The following is a 16,832-nucleotide window of genomic DNA, read 5'->3' on the forward strand; positions in this document are numbered from 1 at the left end:
GGGCAAGCGCAAACGTGCCATCACCTCAAGCCGATGCGGAGAGATGTGGTGGGCACGGCGCTGACGCGCCTTTGCCCACCATACGGGAATTGATGTTTGGCGGCGCGGATGAGACGCACACCGCCGTGTCAAACTCGGCTGTCGTCCCGGGGCGCGACATAGTCGCGAGCCCGGGCCCCATAACCACAGGGAATGGTTTGGCGAAGACCAGGAGTTATCGATCTCGCGCTACGACTTCTCCCTGGGGTTATGGGTCCCCGCTTTCGCGGGGACGACAGCAGGTGTGAGGCGCCAGCGAAGCCCACCTCAGCCCTATTTCGTCAGCAGCGCATAGGCCCCGGTCCATCCCTCCGCCGGCGGGTTGAGCTGGAAATCCCTGATCCGGGCTTCATAGAGCCTGAACAGCTTTTCCAGCGTGTCCGCGTCCTCGCTGCGGCGGCCGCGCTCGATGGCGTCCAATGCGCCCTGCCAGTCGCGGCCGCGATAGCAGCCGAGCATCTCGATGGTGATGTTGCGCAGGCGCTGGAACGCGCCCGAATGCATCACGTCCTCGCGGCCGGCGATGGCGTAGATCACCTCCGGCTCGGTCTTGCCCTTGACCATGATGAAGTCCAGCTCGAGGATCGCGAACGTGTCCTTGGCGGCGAGCGCGGTCCGCGATCCCACGATGATCGGGAAGCCGTATTCCTTGGTCTGTCCTTCCAGGCGCGAAGCCAGGTTCACGCTGTCGCCGAGCACCGAGTAGTTCTTCTTCAGGTCGGAGCCCATGTTGCCGACCACGCCGATGCCGGTGTTGAGACCGATGCCGACATTGAGCGGAATGTAGACGTGACCGCCGTCGGCGGCTTCCTGCTCGCGCTCCCTGTTGACCGTGTCGATCTGCTCCAGCATCTGGATCGCGGCTTCGCAGGCATTGACCTCGTGCTTGTCATCGTCGAGCGGCGCGTTCCAGAACGCCATGATGGCGTCGCCCATGTACTTGTCGATGTAGCCCTTGCGCTCGATGATCACGTCGGTCAGCGGCGTCAGGAAGCGGTTCATCAGCGCGATCAGCCCCTGCGGATCGTGCTTGTAGCTCTCCGAGATCGTGGTGAAGCCGCGCACGTCGGAGAACATGATCGTCATCTCGCGCTCCTCGCCGCCGAGCACGAGCTTCTCCGGCGACTGCACGAGCTGCTCGACCAGCACCGGCGACATGTATTGCGCGAACTGCCCGCGGATCTGCACGCGCTGGCGCTGCTCCCGTACGAAGCTGGCGAATATCAGCGTCAGGTAGATCGCGGTGGTCGAGAGCAGCGGATAGGTGAAGTCGATGAGATAGCGGTGCTGCGCGTAGGAGAACCAGGACACGCCGACCAGGATGGCCGCGAAGGTCGCCCCCGCGAGCACCAGGCGCACCGGTCCGAAATTCGGCGTGAAGATGATGACGAGCAGGCCGATGACCAGCGCCGCGATCAGCTCGACGCCGAGCGCGTAGTTGGGCTGCGAGATCACCGCGCCGCTCAGCACGCTCTCGAGCACCTGGGCATGGATCTCGACCCCCGGCATGGCCCGGGATACAGGCGTGGTCTTGATGTCGTTGAGCCCGCCCGCGGACGTGCCGACCAGCACCAGCTTGCCGGCGAACTTGGCGGGCGGCACGCTGTTGTCGAGCACGTCGGCCGCGGAGACGTAGATCGAAGGATCGCGGCGGGCGTAGTGCACCCAGAACTGGCCGTTCCGGTCGGTCGGGATTTCCACGCCCTTGAGGCGGACGGCCTTGATGCCGGCCTTGTCGGTACGGACCAGCAACGTCGGCGTACCCGTTGCGACGCGCAGGATCTCGAGACTGAGCGAAGGCATGATGTTGCCTTGGGCGCGCATGATCATCGGCACACGGCGGATCAATCCGTCACGCTCGGTCCTGATCGAGAACAGGCCCCGACCGACCGCGGCCTTCTCGATGATCGGCACGTTGCGCAGCAAGCCGGGGAATTCGAACAGAAAACGCTCGGCGCCCTCCTCGCCGACGGTCGCCACGCCCGTGAACGGAAGCGATTTGTCGAGCTCGGACAAGATCTCCGGAAGGCCGGTCTCGCCCAGCACCACGCGCGAGCGCTTGATCGCCTCGGCGAGAATCTGGTCGTTGGTCGGCAGCTCGCGCAGCTTGGCACGGGTGGCATCGTCGAGATAGCGCATCTGGCTCGCGACCAGATCCGGATTGAGCCGGTCGGCCTCCGAGAACACCACGTCGAAGCCGATCGCCACCGCGCCATTGCTGGTGAGGTTCTCGATCAGATCGGCGATCCGCGTCCGTGGCCACGGCCACTGCCCGAGCTTGGCGAGGCTCTTGTCGTCGATGTCGACGATGACGACCGGCCGCGCCGCCTTGTGCCTGGGATCGATCAGCTGAAACATGTCGAACGTGCGCAGCCGCAATTCCTGGATCGGCAGCGGATCCCAGAGGCGTGCGCCGGCGAACAGGACCAGCAGCGCAAGGCACATCAGCCGCGCAAAGCCGAACTTGCGCGCAAACCACCGTCGCAGGATCTTGAGACGCTTCATGCCAGTAGGACTTCCTGCGCCGGACCATGCCGGGCGCACCGATCATGGAGCGTCGGCAATCGGTTGGCTATTCCTGAATGCCGAGGATTATGGATTTTTTGCCGCGGTCAAGGGTGCAAGCCGGCCACCGTGGGCCGTCACCTGCGTCCACTAGGTGACGTGAGTGCCGAAGATGAAATCGCTGGCTTGGAGATTCGCGACGGCGACACTCTTGAGCAGGATCGTCTCGTGGTTGTCCAGCGTGAGCAACGTGCCGCCATCCTGCGCGGTCGGGGCAAGATCGCTCAAGGAGCTGATGGCGCTGAACTGCCGCAGGTCGATCTTGTCGAGACCGATCTCGAAATCATCGACGGTGTGCTGGACCGTATCCTGCGACGATGCGGGCGCGAACACGAACTGGTCCTTGGCGCTGCCGCCGATCAGTGTGTCGCTCGACAAGGTCGCGAAGATGACGTCCTTGCCGTCGGTGCCTTGCAGGACGACGCCCGGGCCCTCGGCCCCCACGGCGAAGATGAAGCTGACGGTGTCGGAGCGGCCGGCCGAGTCGGCAACGGTCAGAGTGATCTGATCGGTGGCGGGCAGCGCCGCCTCGGGATCAGCGCCGGTCGGGTCGTAGGCGATGCCGGCGCCGGTCGCGAGACCGGCGTTGATCTGCTCGAGCGTTCCCGTCGTCGGATAAGCACCGACGCTGCTGACCGCCGGATGCGCGGTCGACAGCGTGACCGTGAAGGTGTCCGTCGCGGCGCCGGGATCGGTGTCGGTGACCACCAGATCGGCGATGATCTCGTTGCTGTTCTCGCGGATGTGCTCGATCTGGAAGCTCCCGGTGTCGATGACCGGACCGGCGGCGTCGTCGGCGCCGGTCACGTCCACCGTGAGCGTCGCCGTGCCGGTGGCGCCATGGGCGTCCGTGGTCTGGACCGTGAACGTGTCGGCATACGATCCTGCCGCCAGCGCGTTGATCGCAGCGTCATTCGGAACGTAGCTGTAGCTGCCGTCGGAACTGACCGTCAGCGTGCCGTACAGCCCCGCGACCGTCGCCGCTGCGTGGTGATCTGAATTGAGGACGGCGTAGGTCAACGTCGCCGTCTCGCCGCTGTCGGCGTCGGTCCCGGACAATTGGCCGGAGAGATCGGAGAAGGTGTCGGCCGCGGGGGTGTCCGTGAGCGGACCGATGTGGAGATCGGACAGGGTCGGCGCGTCGTTCGTGCCGTTGATCGTGACGGTGACGTCCTGGGAGACCTGCGCGCCGTGATCGTCGGTGAAGGTGACGGTGTAGACCTGGGTGATGGTCTGCCCCTGCGCCAGCGACTGCAGCACCGCGTTGTCGTTGTCGAGGCTGAAGTGCCAGCCCAGTGTCGCACCGTTGTCGATGTCGGTGTTGAACTCGGCGACCGCGGAATCAATCGTGAAGGTGCCCAGCGGCGTGTCGCCGTCGAAACCTGGCAGAGACGCGCTCGACGTCGCCGACTTGAACGCGGCGTGCGCGGTGTGGGTGTCGATCAGATCGAAATCCTGGATCGCCAGCGTGCCCTCGATCGAGAGCGTGGCGCCGGCATCCTCGGTCACGGCTCCGGTCGCGTCCGCCGCACCGCTGGTGATGGTCGGTGCGTCGTTGGCGCCGTTGATCGTGACGGTCACGTCCTGCGAGACTTGCGCACCGTGGTCGTCGGTGAAGGTGACGGTATAGACCTGAGTGATGGTCTGGCCCTTGGCCAGCGACTGCAGCACCGCGTCGTTGTTGTCCAGGCTGAAGTGCCAGCCGAGCGTCGCGCCGTTGTCGGTGTCGGTGTTGAACTCCGCGAGCGCGGGATCGATCGTGAAAGTGCCGAGCGGCGTATCGCCGTCGAAGCCGGGCAGATGCGCGTTCGTCGTCGCCGATTTGAACGCGGCCTGCGCGGTGTGGGTGTCGATCAGGTCGAGATCCTGGATCGCCAGCGTGCCCTCGATCGACAGCGTGGCTCCGGCATCCTCGGTGACGCAACCCTTCGCCGCATCTGCATCGCTCGTGATGGTCGGCGCGTCGTTCGTGCCGGCGATCGTGACCGTGACGTCCCGGGTGACCGTCCCACCGTGATGGTCGTCGACGGTCACGGTGTAGACCTGCGTGATGGTCTGGCCTTTGGCCAGCGACTGCAGCACCGGATCGTTATCGTTGAGCGTAAAGGTCCAGCCCACCGATCCTCGCGTGCTGACGCCGGGGCTCTCGCTCACCGCCGCCAGCGCGAAAGTGCCGATATGCGAGGTGCCATTGCCGAAGCCGGGCAGATGCGCGCTCGACGTCGTCGACTTCAGAACGAAGCTCGCGCTGTGCGTATCGGTGAGATCGGGGTCGTTGAAGGCGATGGTGCCGCCGGCTTGCAGGGTCGCCGCGGCGTCCTCTGTCACGGCGCCGGCCGGCGTGGTCGAGTCGTCGACGATCGTCGGCAGATCGTTGGTGCCCTCGACATTGACGTCCGCGCCGTTGATGGACAGCGTGAGCGGCGTGCTGACGACGCCGCCATGCCCGTCATCGACCTGCACCACGTAATTGAGGGTCAGCGTCTCGCCTTCGCCGAGGAAATCGAACAAATGGTCGGGAACGCTGTAGGTCCACGTGGCCGAACCATTGTTGCCGTTTCCGGCGGCCTGGACCACGGTGAGCGGCACCTCGACGGCGGCGATCGCGGCGCGTTGCTCCGGTGTCAGCGTCGCGGTGATATCGTTGCCTTCGGCGTCGACATATTTGAACGGCTGGGCGGACGAGAGCGCCGCGCTCACGATCGGCCGGTCGGTCAGATCGACGTCGGTGAAGGTCACCGTGCCGGTGATGATGTCCAGAGCCTCGTTACCGGTCCCGACCTGTTCGATGACGGAGCCACCTGACGTCGCGACCGTCGGCTTGTCGTTCGTTCCCGTGATCGTGATGGTGATCGGGATGGTCCTGGACTCGGGGCTCACCGCGAAATTGGTGTCGACGCGGACCATATAGGTCAGCGTCAACGTTTCGCCGGCCGCGAGGAAGTCGAAGACGTTGTCCGGGATCGTGTAGGTCCAGACTGCCGAGCCGTTGTTGTTGTTGCTGGGGTCGGGGACCACGCTGATCTGGATCTGCGTCGCCGCGATGTCCTGCTTCTGCAGTGCGGAGAGCGTGCCGGTGACGTCCTGCTGGCCGGAATCCTTGTAGGCGTAGTTCGGCGCTCCGGCGAGGCTTACCGACACCGTCGGGCGGTCGCCGAGGTTTTGATCGACGAAGGTGATCCGGCCGGAGACCGTGTCGTTAGCCGTATCGCCCGTCGTGTCCGCGCGCTCGGTCAGCGCGAACGCCGTCTTCACATTGCCGCCGAGATCGAGGCTTTGTACCAGCGGTTGGCCGGGAATGCGGGTGATGAGCGGTGGGGGATTGCCGGGGCTGTCCGGTCCCTGCGGATTGAGGTTGACGAATGTCGCGGTCACGATCGCGCCGGACGCCGACTTGAACACCACGTCCTGGCCCATCGGCGTGATCGTGTCGGTGAAGTTCGTGGTCAGCTTGGTGTTGGTGTTGTTGTCGGTGAACTTCAGCGTGAACACGTCCGTGATCAGCTTCTGCACGTCCGGCGACAGCAGCCCATTGGTGATCGAGACGTTGCCGCCGCTGATCTGGATCATCTGGCCGGCCTGGTTGACCGTCGCGATCGGCAGCAGCGTGATCTTGTCGAACAGGATGTAGGAGCCTGTCGTGCCGTTCGGCTCGACCAGCACCTGGAAGCTTGCCTGCGGCTGCGGATCGCCACCGCCGGGAGGAACGACGAAGTTGATCTGGGTCAGCACCGCCGTGCCGCGGATGCCCATGGTGGCAACCGGCGTGTCGATCTTCATGTCGCCGTGCTTGGCGGTCTCGCCGGCGACGAAGGTGATGGTGCCGGCGACCAGGCTCAGCAGCGAGGAGTTGCTCGACCCGTTGGGGTCGTAGACCATCTCGTTCAGCACCATCCGCGCATTGGAGGACAGGCCGAACACGGTGCCGTCGATGAAGGTGATGCCGAGCGTCGAATCGGTGCCGGTCGAGACCACGTCGCCCTTCTCGACATTGTCGCCGTTGTTCAGGATGACCGAGACACCGTTGCGGATCGCAGTCGCGCTGCCCACGAGCTTGGTGACGTGACCGATGACCTGAGCCGCAGCAGTGCCGGGCGCGGCCTGCGCAACCTGGACATGGCCGGTGAGTGCGTTGACGAGTTCGCCGGTGAGGTGGGCGCCGTCGGGCGAGGCGATCGCGGCACGTTTGTCGCCCCTGAAATAATCGTGAACGACGAACTCATGCCCCTCGTGGGACAGCACGAGATCGAGACCCGCGCGCTTGAACTCGCCGTTGAAGATCAGGTTGGGGTCGGGAACAATGACCGCGCCATCGGGCACGTGACCATGCCCCTTCGCAATAAACGGCTTGGCCGCAAGGAAATCGACATGGCCATCCGCGGGCGAGCGGGAACCCAAGCCGTCCAAGGAAATCGCGGCGTCAAATTTGCCAGCGTAATTCAACCGGGCACCGTAAAATGGTTAAAATCTAAGTAAGTATCGACCGCTTAAGCTTGCATAGCATTACCAAGTCCTTAGTGAAACCATCTATTGCTTGTGTGATTTCGGGTCACCGAGCGGCTGGCCGCGCTGCCGAACCCTGCGCTCATAGAAGAATCAGTGCTTTTCTGGAAGCAAGCCCCAGTATTATTCTGCTTGTTTGAAGTCATATTCAGCACCCCCAAGTATTCAATTGTATAGATCAAGCAGCAGATACTTTTGTCATCTTTCGTTCGTGGTGCCCCGCAACACACTGCGGCAAATACGGAGCGAAATCTGTGACCTAACTAACAGAACCCCTGAAAATAGCTGCCGTTAGCCATAGGTCGCGGAATCGGCGAGCGCACAACCAAGACCTGCAATTGGTTCCATTTCGCGGCAGGCGACCGTCACCCCTGGCCCCGATTCGTAAAGTTTTACGCAATTTGGCCGGACGCGTTTCAGCCTGTTCCCCGGTTTTGGGACCCCTGCCGGGCGCATTAAGCAGAACAAAACGGCCCATCTCGCACTATCTCCGCGAAAGCAACAAAGCCCGGTACGTCGAGATCGAGGGGGATTTCGCGAAGCTTGGGAAGGGATGTCAGATGGAGACTGCTGCTCGCCCGCGCGCCTGGCGCGCGATCCTTGCCATGTGCGGATTGATCCTGCTCGGATCGGCCGCCGAGCTTCGCGCCGGCACGCTGCTGTCGCCGGGCGCCGGCGTCTTCGTGCGTAAATCCGCCGAACCGTTCGGCGTGTTCGCCTTCGCCATCTCCGCCGGCAATCTGCGGCAGAAATGGCTCGCGCTGAAGGACAAGCTCGACGACGAGATGGTGCAGCTCGCGTTGTGCGATGGCGACCGTGACAATTGCGCATCGCCCGCGGCCCTGAAGCTGCTTGCCATTGTCGACCAGGCCCGCGGTCGCGACGGCCGCGCGCGCCTCGGCGAAGCCAACCGCGCCATCAACCTCGCCATCCGCGCCACCGACGACGGCACCGACGACGTCTGGAGCTCTCCGCTCGCGACCTTCAACCGCGGTGCCGGCGATTGCGAGGACTATGCCATTGCCAAGCTCGCTGCCCTCAGGCTCGCCGGCGTCGCCGCCGAAGACCTCCGCATCGTCGTGGTGCGCGACACCCGCGCCGGCGAAGCGCATGCGGTGGCCGCCGCACGGCTCGACGGCCACTGGCTGATGCTCGACAACCGCCGCATGGCGATGGTCGAGGACGACGCCGCGCGGATCTACCAGCCGCTGTTCGTTCTCTACCAATCGGCCGTTATGAAATATGTCGATGAACCGGTGCGGGTCTCGATGGCCGCCGAGGCGAACTGATCTGTTCTCGTAGCCCGGACGGGGCGGAGCGATATCCGGCCTACAGAGCTACGTTCACCATCACAAAGCCGTTTCGCCGCACGATCCGGACAGCTAGCATGGCCGCGGCCATGCGAGGGGGCGAGGGGAATGCGGTTCATCGTGCTGACTGTGCTTGCGCTGCTGGCATTGCCGGCCGCGCCTGGCTCCGCGCAATCCGACCGCCCCATCGCCGACAGGCTGCCGCTGTTCGCCAAGAACAACTGCCAGCAGATTCGCGACCCCGGCAATCAATTGTTCTGCGGTGATGCCGAGCTCGCCGCCGCTGCCGAGAAGCTGAGCATCGCGATCGAGGGGCGGCTCGCCCGCCTGCCCGATCGTCTGCCCGCGATCGAGGAGAATGCGATCTGGATCCGCCAGCGCAACCTCGGCTGCGGCATCGTCGGCCAGACCGCGATCCGCACCGACGATTTCGATCGGGTGAAGACCTGCCTGCTCAAGGTGACCGAGGACCGCGCCGCGATCGTGCGCGATCCGGATTTCGACTGTCTCGCGGCCAACACCGCGGCGGGTGCGCTGATCTGCGCGGACCCCGCGCTGGCGCTTGCCGAGACCGAGCTCAACGGTCAGGTCCTCGGCCTGATCGGCAAGCTGGACCCGACCGCCGCACGCTTTGCCTTCGCCGAATATGGCAGGTGGACGCGAGAGCGCGACCGCAAATGCAATCTCGTCGGCAAGGAGAACGTGCCACTCCCAGAACTCGAGCACGCCGAGGACTGTCTCGCCGAGCATCTGAAGCGCAGGACCGACGAGATTTTCGCGGCGAAGGGCGACCCCAAGAAGGTGTTCGGCCGGCAGGTCGCAGCCCGTTCGCCCGACACCGACGCGGTCGATTTCTGCGCCGCGCGAATCCACGCGGCCAATTCCTGCGGCAACTTCCTCCGCATCAACCGCGTCTACGCGCTCGACAGCCAGGTGACCGACCGGGAGGCGCAGGTCACGGGCGAGATCGAGATGGTCGTGCTGGCGCCCTTCGCCGTGTGCAGCAAGGTCGCCTCCACCTGCACCGGCACCTGCTGGGACGCCAGTACGGGTCGTCCGCAGCCGGGAGCCGGCAACAAGGAGCGCGCCGCAGAAGCCTTCAACGTCACGCGCCGCCTGCGGATCCAGCGGACCTTTGCCTTCGTGAAAGCCGCCGACGGCTGGCGCTGCCGCGAGGACGAGCTGGCCCCGGTGAATTCGGGCACCGCGGGCGGGGGATCGTAGGCGCTTCTTCTCCCTTGTGGGAGAAGGTGGCGCGCGCGAACGCGACGAGTGAGCGGTTCTTTCCACTCGCTAGACTATTCGTGAGGATAGAGACCCCTCACCCGTCTCGTCGCTACGCGATAGCCGATGCGAAGCATCGGCGTTCTGAGGACGGCGGCCGTAGGCCGCCTATGCACCCTCGCCCCACAAGGGAGAGGGTGCACTGAACTCGCCGCGAGAGAGTCCGCATCAGAACATCAGATTGTCCTTCACCAGCACCCAGCGGCCGCCCTTGACCTGCTGCACCTGGGTGATGGTGTTGGCGAGGTGGTCGGTCCTGGAGAACTTGGTCGGCGGCGAGTTGAAGATGTCGAGGAATTTGTCACCCGACTCGAGCGCATCCAGCATCTTCTGGCCGGTCAGGTCCTTGCCGGCCTTGTTGGCGTAGAACGCAAACGTCATCATCGCATTGTAGCCGATGATGGCCTGCGTGTTGGCGTCCGCATTGAACATCTTCTTGTAGTTGACGAGCCAATCCTTCACCTTGCCCTTGGCGGTGTCCTCATAGGGAATTTCGAAACCGCTGGCGGCATAGAGACCCTCGACCGCTTCCTTGCCCAGCGCCGGAACCTCCATCACGTTGGTGGGGGTGGCACCGAGGAAGGTGACGTCCCAGCCGAGCTTCTTGGCTTCCGTCATCGCCCCGATGGTCTCGCGGAGCACGGTGCCGAGCACGACGAGGTCGCATCCATCGGACTTCATCTTGGCGATCTGCGCGCTGAAATCGGAGGCACCCCGCTTGTAGCTCGTGATCGACGCCGGCTGCGCCTTCATGGCGGTGAGCTGCTGGTTGAAGCCGTCGAGCACGTTCTTACCGTACTCGTCGTCCTGATGCATGATGCACGGCTTCTTGAAGCCCTTCCACTCGATCATGTATTTCACCGCAGCCCGCGTGCTTTCGACATAGGGCAAGAGGTTGTTGAACTTCAGCCGTTCCTGCGGCTTGGCCGGATCGAACTTGAAGGTGAACTCGGCCGCCGTCAGCGGGAAGAGCTGCAGGACACCGGCATCGAAGAGGATGTCCTGCGCGGCGAGCACGGTCGGCGATCCCATCGGCCCGACCATGGCGAAGATCTTGTCGCGCTCGATCAGCTTTTGCGAAGCCAGCACGGCCTTCTTCGGATCGTAGCCGCTGTCCTCGACGACCAGCCGGATCTTGCGGCCGTTGACGCCGCCGGCCGCATTGATCTCCTCGGCCGCCATCTTCATGCCGTTCGCGACCGGAACACCCCACCCCTTGATCGGACCGGACAGATCCTGGTGAGTGCCGATGACGATCTCGGATGCCGAGATGCCCTCGTTGGTGACCTTGGTTTGCGCTGCGGCCGGCAGATGCGTGAGCACCACTGCGCTCACCGCAAGGCCGAACGCCCTGAACGATTTCGACATTGACGTCTCCTCTCCCTGGCCCGTGTTGCGCGAAGGGCGTGGCCATCGTTCCTTCGCTGTTTCCAGCATCGCCCGGCGCGCGGCCGGGCGCCTCCTCATGCCACCGCACGCTCGCGATACATCGCCTCGATCTCGGCGGCGTAGCGCTTGTTCACGAAGCCGCGCTTCAGCTTCATGGTCGGCGTCAGCTCCTCGTCCTCGGGCGTCAGCTGGCGCTCGATCAGGTAGAAGCGCTTGATGCTCTCGACGCGGGCGAAATTGCCGTTGACCTGCTCGATCTCGCGCCAGATCAGGTCCTGGATCTCGACCGCCCGGCACAGGCTTGCATAATTGGTGAAGGGGATGTCGTGGTCCTGCGCGAACTTCTCGACATTCTCCTGGTCGATCATCACGAGGCAGGTGAGGTAGGGCCGCTTGTCGCCGATCACGACGGCGTCCGAGATATAGGGCGAGAATTTGAGCTGGTTCTCGATCTCCGACGGCGTGACGTTCTTGCCGCCGGAGGTGATGATGATGTCCTTCATCCGGTCGGTGATCCGGACGAAGCCCTCATTGTCGATGGTGCCGACGTCGCCGGTGTGCAGCCAGCCGCGGGAATCGATGGTCTCGGCGGTCTTCTCGGGCTGGTTCAGGTAGCCCATGAACAGGAAGTCGCCCTTGATCAGGATCTCGCCGTCAGGCGACAGCGCGACCTCGCCCCAGGGCACGGCCGTGCCGACCGAGCCGAGCTTGATCCGTTCCGCCGGCATCATGGTGGCCACCCCGCAATTCTCGGTCTGGCCATAGACCTCGTGCATGTCGATGCCGAGCGCGAGATACCAGCGGATCAGCTCCGGCGCGATCGGCGCCGCGCCGGTGAAGGCGATGCGGCAGCGGTCGAGCCCGATCATGCGACGGATGTTGCGGAATGCGATGCGATAGGCCAGACGGTTGGCGATACGCAGCGACAGCGGCGGCGTCCTGCCCTCGAGCCGGCAATCGACCAAGCGGTAGCCGATGTCGATGGCGCGACGATAGACCCATTGCTGGAGCGGCGTCGCATCCTTCAGCGCAATGGTGACGGCGGAATAGAACTTCTCCCAGATGCGCGGTACCGCGAGGAAGACGGTCGGCTGCACCTCGCGCAGATTGTCCGGCACGGTCTCCGGGCTTTCGGCAAAACTCATCACCGAGCCGAGCGCGACCGAGATGTAGTAGCCGCCGATGCGTTCGGCGACGTGGCAGAGCGGCAGGAAGATCAGTCGCTCGTCGTTCTCCTGCGCCGGAATGAAGTCGTTGGCGTGCCGCATCTGATGCGTCACGCTGCGGTTGGCATGCATCGCGCCCTTGGGCGGCCCGGTCGTGCCCGAGGTATAGACGAGAATCGCGAGGTCGCCGGCGCTGCGGCTGTCAATCATCTCCTGCCACAGCGCCTCGCGGCCGACCATGTGGTTGCGGCCGAGCGCGCGGAATTCGTCGAGCGACATCACCATGTCGTCGGAGAAGCCGCTGAGGCCTTCCATGTCGAACACAATGATCTTCTGCAAGGTCGGACAGCGCGCGCGGCAGGCGAGCACCTTGTCGAGCTGCTCCTCGTCCTCGACGAAAACCACCTTGGTGCCGGAATCGTTGACGAGATATTCGACCTGGGACGATGCATCGGTCGGGTAGATGCCCGAGGCAACGCCGCCGGCACACAGGATGCCCATGTCGGCGTGGACCCACTCGGGAACGGCGTTGGCGACGATGGAGGCGACGTCGCCGGGCATGAAGCCGATCGCGCGAAGCGCATAGGCGACCTCCTTGGAGATCTCCAGCCATTCTCGCCAGCTCGTCGGCTGCCAGATGCCGAATTTCTTCTCGCGAATGGCCGGCCTGTCGCCCCGCGTCTCGGCGGCGCGCAGAAAGCTCTTCGCAATCGTGTCAGCGACCGTCAGCACCGCCGGTCGGGCCATGCGCCTCTCCTCCTTGTCGCCCTGCCTCCGCTGCCTGCCTTGCCGGCGGTCTGTTGTTGCGGGTGGGCCGTGTCATCTTACTGCCAGCCTGTCCTCACCGCCACGTCTTCTTCTTTTTCCAGCGCCGCTCGCCGCGCGCGCCCGCTTCCTTGGCGCCAAGGTAGAATTCCTGGATGTCCTGGGAATGCATCAAGCGGTCGCAGGTGTCGTTCATCACGATGCGGCCGATCTCCAGAACATAGCCGTAATGCGCGGTCTCCAGCGCCACCTTGGCGTTCTGCTCGACCAGCAGGATCGACATGCCCTGCTCCTCGTTGACGCGGCGGATGATGGTGAAGATCTCCTTCACCAGCAGCGGCGACAGGCCAAGCGAAGGCTCGTCGAGCAGCAGCAGCGTCGGCCGGTTCATCAGCGCGCGGCCGATCGCAAGCATCTGCTGCTCGCCGCCGGAGAGCTGGCCGGCCGGCTGGTTGATGCGCTCCTTCAGGCGCGGGAAATAGCCGTAGACGCGTTCGAGGTCCTCCGCGACGCCGTCGCGATCCTTGCGCGGATATGCGCCCATCATCAGGTTCTCGCGCACCGAGAGGAACGGGAACACTTCGCGCCCCTCCGGCACGTGACTGAGGCCGAGCCGCACGATCCTGTCGGCTTCCATGCGCTGGATCGGCCTGCCCATGAACTCGATCGCGCCCTTCTGCGGATCGAGGATGCCCGAGATGGTCTTGAGCACCGTCGTCTTGCCGGCGCCATTGGCCCCGAGCAGCGTGACGATGCGGCCGCGCGGCACCTCCAGCGAGATGCCGCGGATCGCCATGATCGGCCCATAATAGCTCTCGACGTTGGAGAGCTTCAGGATGGTCTCGGGTGTCGGGATCGCATCCATCGCCTCAGGCTCCCAGATACGCAGCGACGACGTCGGGATGCTGCTGCACCTCGGCCGGCGAGCCCATTGCGAGCACCCGGCCGTAGTTCAGCGCGATGACGCGGTCGGAGACGCGGTTGACCAGGGACATGTCGTGCTCGACCATCAGCACGGTGACGCCGAGCTCGTTCTTCAGGTCGCGGATCCAGAACGACATGTCGTCGGTCTCCTCGACGTTGAGGCCCGAGGACGGCTCGTCGAGCAGGATCAGCTTCGGCTCCGAGCACAGCGCGCGGGCGAGCTCGATCACCTTGCGCACGCCGTAGGGCAGGCCGGAGATGAGCTTGTCGCGATAGGGCTCGAGATCGAGGAATTCGATGACCTGCTCGACCCGGCGGCGATGCACCTTCTCGTTGGCGCGCACGCTCGGCAGGAACAGCAGCTCCTGCCAGAGCTGCGTGGTGGAATGACGGTGACGGCCGACCAGCAGGTTCGACAGCACGGTCGCGTTCTCGAACAGCTCGATGTTCTGGAAGGTGCGGGCGATGCCGAGCTTGGCGATGTCGTAGGGCGGCTCTTCGGTGATGTCCTGGTCCTCGAAGAAGATGCGGCCCGAGGTCGGCCGGTAGATCCGCGAGATCAGGTTGAAGATCGAGCTCTTGCCGGCGCCGTTGGGGCCGATGATCGAGAGGATCTCGCCCTTCTCGACCGCGAACGAGACTGCATCGACGGCCTTGAGGCCGCCGAAATGCAGCGACAGGTTCTCGGCGCGGAAATAGCTCATCGATTGCGCTCCGACTTCACGTAGATCTTCTGCCGTTTGAAGGTGGCGCGCTTGTAGAGCGGGAACAGCTGGAAGAAGAGCTTGATCTTCAACCAGCGGCCGTAGAGCCCAAGCGGCTCGAACAGCACGAACAGCACGATGATGATGCCGTAGATCGCGCCCTTCAGCCCGTTGAGCGAGGCGAAGGCCGCGACCTTGGACTGGATGTCGGCCGCGGTCGCCGTGCCTGCCCCGAACGTCGCCGCGATGCCGGCGATGATGCCCGGCATGTCGTCCTTCAGATAGGTCAGGAACGGATCGATCATCACGATGAAGATCGCGCCCAGCACCGCGCCGTGCAGGCTGAAGGTGCCGCCGATCAGGATCACGATGATGAACTCGATCGAGAGCTGGAGCGTGAACATCTCCGGCGAGATGAAGGATAGCTTGTGCGCGAACAGGACGCCGGCAAAGCCGGTGATCGCCGCCGAGATCGCGAACGACTTGACCTTGTAGAGTGCGACATTGACGCCCATGCTGCGCGCCGCCGTCTCGCTGTCGCGGATCGCGACGAAGGCGCGGCCCGTCGGCGACCGCAGCAGATTGAGCGTGCCGACGATGGTCAGCACCAGCACGGCAAGGCACAGATAATAGAAGGTCGGGCTGTCGCGCGGCACCGCGACGCCGAGCAGCGAGAGCGTCTTGACCCGCATGCCCTCGTTGCCGTGGGTCACGCTCTCCCAGCGCGCCAGGATCTCCTCGACGATCAAGGCAAAGGAGATGGTGGCGATGACGAGATAGATGCCTGTCAGGCGCAGGGCGGGGAAGCCGACCAACGCGCCGATGAAGCCGGTCAGGGCTCCGGCGGCGAGGAAGTAGACCGGGAACGGTACATTGTATTTCTGCAAGTAAGCGGCGGTGTAGGCCCCGATCGCGAGGAACGCGGCGTGCCCGAGCGAGGCCTGGCCGGTGAAGCCGGTCAGGATCAGCAGCGCAACGCCGACGATCGCGTAGATGCAGACGAAGACGAGCTGGCTCATCAGATAGCTGGACAGCACATGGGGCGCGATGAGCAGCAGAGCGAGCAGGATCCCGTAGGAGACGAGGTAGCCCGAATGCGGAAACAGCTTGATGTCGTCTTCATAGTCGGTCTTGAACAGGAAGCGCATGGCGTTCAGACCTTCTTGCGGACGTGGAGGCCGAACAGGCCTTCGGGCTTCAGGAGCAGCACGGTCAGCAGCACGAGGTAGGGCGCCACGTCCTTCCAGCCCTCCGGCAGGTAGAAGCCGGCCATGCTCTCGATCACGCCGATCAGCACGCCGCCGACGACCGCGCCCGGGATCGAGCCGAAGCCGCCGAGCACCGCGGCGGGAAATGCCTTCAGGCCGAGGACGAGGCCGACATTGGAATGGATGAAGGTGATCGGCGCCAGCAGCACGCCGGCGCAGGTCGCGACCGCCGCGCTGATCGCCCAGACGATCGACACCACGCGTTTGACCGGGATGCCCATGTAATAGGCCGCGAGCATGTTCTCGGAGCTGGCGCGCATTGCCGTGCCGAGCGTGGTCTTGTTGAAGAACAACCACAGCAGCGTGCACAGGATCATCGTCGCCGCGATCACCGAGAGCTTGTCGTAGGCGAGCACCAGCGAGCCCATGCGCAGCACGCCCTGGCTGAACGGCGTCTCGATCTTCAGATCGTCGGTGCCCCAGATCATGCCGGCGATCGAGCGCAGGAAATAACCGAGGCCGATGGTCGCCATGATGATGGAGAACTGGGGATAGCCGAGGATCGGCCGCACCACCACGCGCTCCGCCACCATGCCGAACAGCGCCATGGCCGCCACCGCACCGGCAAAGCCGAGCCAGTAGTTCAGGCCCATCATGCCGATGAAGGTGAAAGCGAAGAAGCCGCCGAGCATCATCAGATCGCCCTGGGCGAAATTGACGACCTCGGTGGCCTTGTAGACGAGCACGAAGCCAAGCGCGATCAGGCCGTAGACGCAGCCGAGCGCAACACCGCTGACCAGCTGCTGAACGAAATCCAGCATCGCCGCGTATCCTCCCGACGCAACCGGCGGTTCTTGACGACCGCCTTGCCGCATCTTGTGTCCAGTCGCTACGCAGTCATTTCGCTGCGTCAGCACCATTTGTCCCGGCGCCAATTCAGCCTGAACCGCAATGCGCTGTCAACAAACGGTGACT

General features: G+C 64.3%; 10 protein-coding genes. 2 read left to right on the forward strand and 8 right to left on the reverse strand.

Annotation, left to right across the window (positions count from 1 at the left end; translation table 11 throughout):
* Positions 1 to 312 precede the first annotated feature (312 nt).
* Together HAP40_RS34905 and HAP40_RS34910 are read right to left on the reverse strand one after the other, a co-directional pair.
* Positions 313 to 2,544 (reverse strand): CHASE2 domain-containing protein, encoded by a 2,232-nt coding sequence (locus HAP40_RS34905; RefSeq protein ID WP_166812747.1) that lies wholly within the window; start codon positions 2,542 to 2,544, stop codon positions 313 to 315.
* A gap of 150 nt (positions 2,545 to 2,694) precedes the next feature.
* On the reverse strand, positions 2,695 to 6,924 hold the full coding sequence (locus tag HAP40_RS34910) for a VCBS domain-containing protein (protein ID WP_246741220.1): 4,230 nt from the start codon (positions 6,922 to 6,924) through the stop codon (positions 2,695 to 2,697).
* Between the two features lie 743 nt (positions 6,925 to 7,667).
* Between HAP40_RS34910 and HAP40_RS34915 the strand changes: the two genes are divergently transcribed.
* Positions 7,668 to 8,396: a transglutaminase-like cysteine peptidase gene (locus tag HAP40_RS34915; protein WP_166812743.1), complete on the forward strand. Its 729-nt coding sequence runs from the start codon at positions 7,668 to 7,670 to the stop codon at positions 8,394 to 8,396.
* Positions 8,397 to 8,525: 129 nt separating this feature from the next.
* Positions 8,526 to 9,641, forward strand: a complete 1,116-nt coding sequence (locus HAP40_RS34920; RefSeq protein WP_166812741.1) for a lysozyme inhibitor LprI family protein — start codon at positions 8,526 to 8,528, stop codon at positions 9,639 to 9,641.
* A gap of 228 nt (positions 9,642 to 9,869) precedes the next feature.
* Here the strand turns inward: HAP40_RS34920 and HAP40_RS34925 are convergent, their stop codons facing one another.
* From HAP40_RS34925 to HAP40_RS34950, 6 genes are all read right to left on the reverse strand, one after another.
* Positions 9,870 to 11,069, reverse strand: coding sequence for an ABC transporter substrate-binding protein (locus tag HAP40_RS34925; RefSeq protein ID WP_166812739.1), 1,200 nt, complete (start codon positions 11,067 to 11,069; stop codon positions 9,870 to 9,872).
* A gap of 95 nt (positions 11,070 to 11,164) precedes the next feature.
* Positions 11,165 to 13,003 (reverse strand): AMP-dependent synthetase/ligase, encoded by a 1,839-nt coding sequence (locus tag HAP40_RS34930; RefSeq protein WP_166812737.1) that lies wholly within the window; start codon positions 13,001 to 13,003, stop codon positions 11,165 to 11,167.
* Positions 13,004 to 13,097: 94 nt separating this feature from the next.
* Entirely contained in the window at positions 13,098 to 13,886 is a 789-nt protein-coding gene (locus tag HAP40_RS34935; RefSeq protein WP_166812735.1) for an ABC transporter ATP-binding protein, read from the reverse strand.
* Positions 13,887 to 13,890: 4 nt separating this feature from the next.
* Positions 13,891 to 14,649, reverse strand: coding sequence for an ABC transporter ATP-binding protein (locus tag HAP40_RS34940; protein ID WP_124159372.1), 759 nt, complete (start codon positions 14,647 to 14,649; stop codon positions 13,891 to 13,893).
* Positions 14,646 to 15,797 carry a branched-chain amino acid ABC transporter permease gene (locus tag HAP40_RS34945; RefSeq protein ID WP_166812733.1) on the reverse strand — a complete coding sequence of 384 codons (1,152 nt, stop codon included), beginning with the start codon at positions 15,795 to 15,797 and terminating at the stop codon, positions 14,646 to 14,648. The genes HAP40_RS34940 and HAP40_RS34945 overlap by 4 nt, the downstream gene beginning before the upstream one ends.
* A 5-nt stretch (positions 15,798 to 15,802) precedes the next feature.
* Positions 15,803 to 16,678, reverse strand: coding sequence for a branched-chain amino acid ABC transporter permease (locus HAP40_RS34950; protein WP_166812731.1), 876 nt, complete (start codon positions 16,676 to 16,678; stop codon positions 15,803 to 15,805).
* Positions 16,679 to 16,832: the final 154 nt, after the last annotated feature.

The organism is Bradyrhizobium sp. 1(2017), assembly GCF_011602485.2.
Classification (GTDB): domain Bacteria; phylum Pseudomonadota; class Alphaproteobacteria; order Rhizobiales; family Xanthobacteraceae; genus Bradyrhizobium.

Bases quoted from the DNA above. Each gene is read 5' to 3' on its own strand.
- HAP40_RS34905 (WP_166812747.1), bottom strand. From the start codon at position 2,544: ATGAAGCGTCTCAAGATCCTGCGACGGTGGTTTGCGCGCAAGTTCGGC.
- HAP40_RS34915 (WP_166812743.1), top strand. From the start codon at position 7,668: ATGGAGACTGCTGCTCGCCCGCGCGCCTGGCGCGCGATCCTTGCCATG.
- HAP40_RS34920 (WP_166812741.1), top strand. From the start codon at position 8,526: ATGCGGTTCATCGTGCTGACTGTGCTTGCGCTGCTGGCATTGCCGGCC.
- HAP40_RS34925 (WP_166812739.1), bottom strand. From the start codon at position 11,069: ATGTCGAAATCGTTCAGGGCGTTCGGCCTTGCGGTGAGCGCAGTGGTG.
- HAP40_RS34930 (WP_166812737.1), bottom strand. From the start codon at position 13,003: ATGGCCCGACCGGCGGTGCTGACGGTCGCTGACACGATTGCGAAGAGC.
- HAP40_RS34935 (WP_166812735.1), bottom strand. From the start codon at position 13,886: ATGGATGCGATCCCGACACCCGAGACCATCCTGAAGCTCTCCAACGTC.
- HAP40_RS34940 (WP_124159372.1), bottom strand. From the start codon at position 14,649: ATGAGCTATTTCCGCGCCGAGAACCTGTCGCTGCATTTCGGCGGCCTC.
- HAP40_RS34945 (WP_166812733.1), bottom strand. From the start codon at position 15,797: ATGCGCTTCCTGTTCAAGACCGACTATGAAGACGACATCAAGCTGTTT.
- HAP40_RS34950 (WP_166812731.1), bottom strand. From the start codon at position 16,678: ATGCTGGATTTCGTTCAGCAGCTGGTCAGCGGTGTTGCGCTCGGCTGC.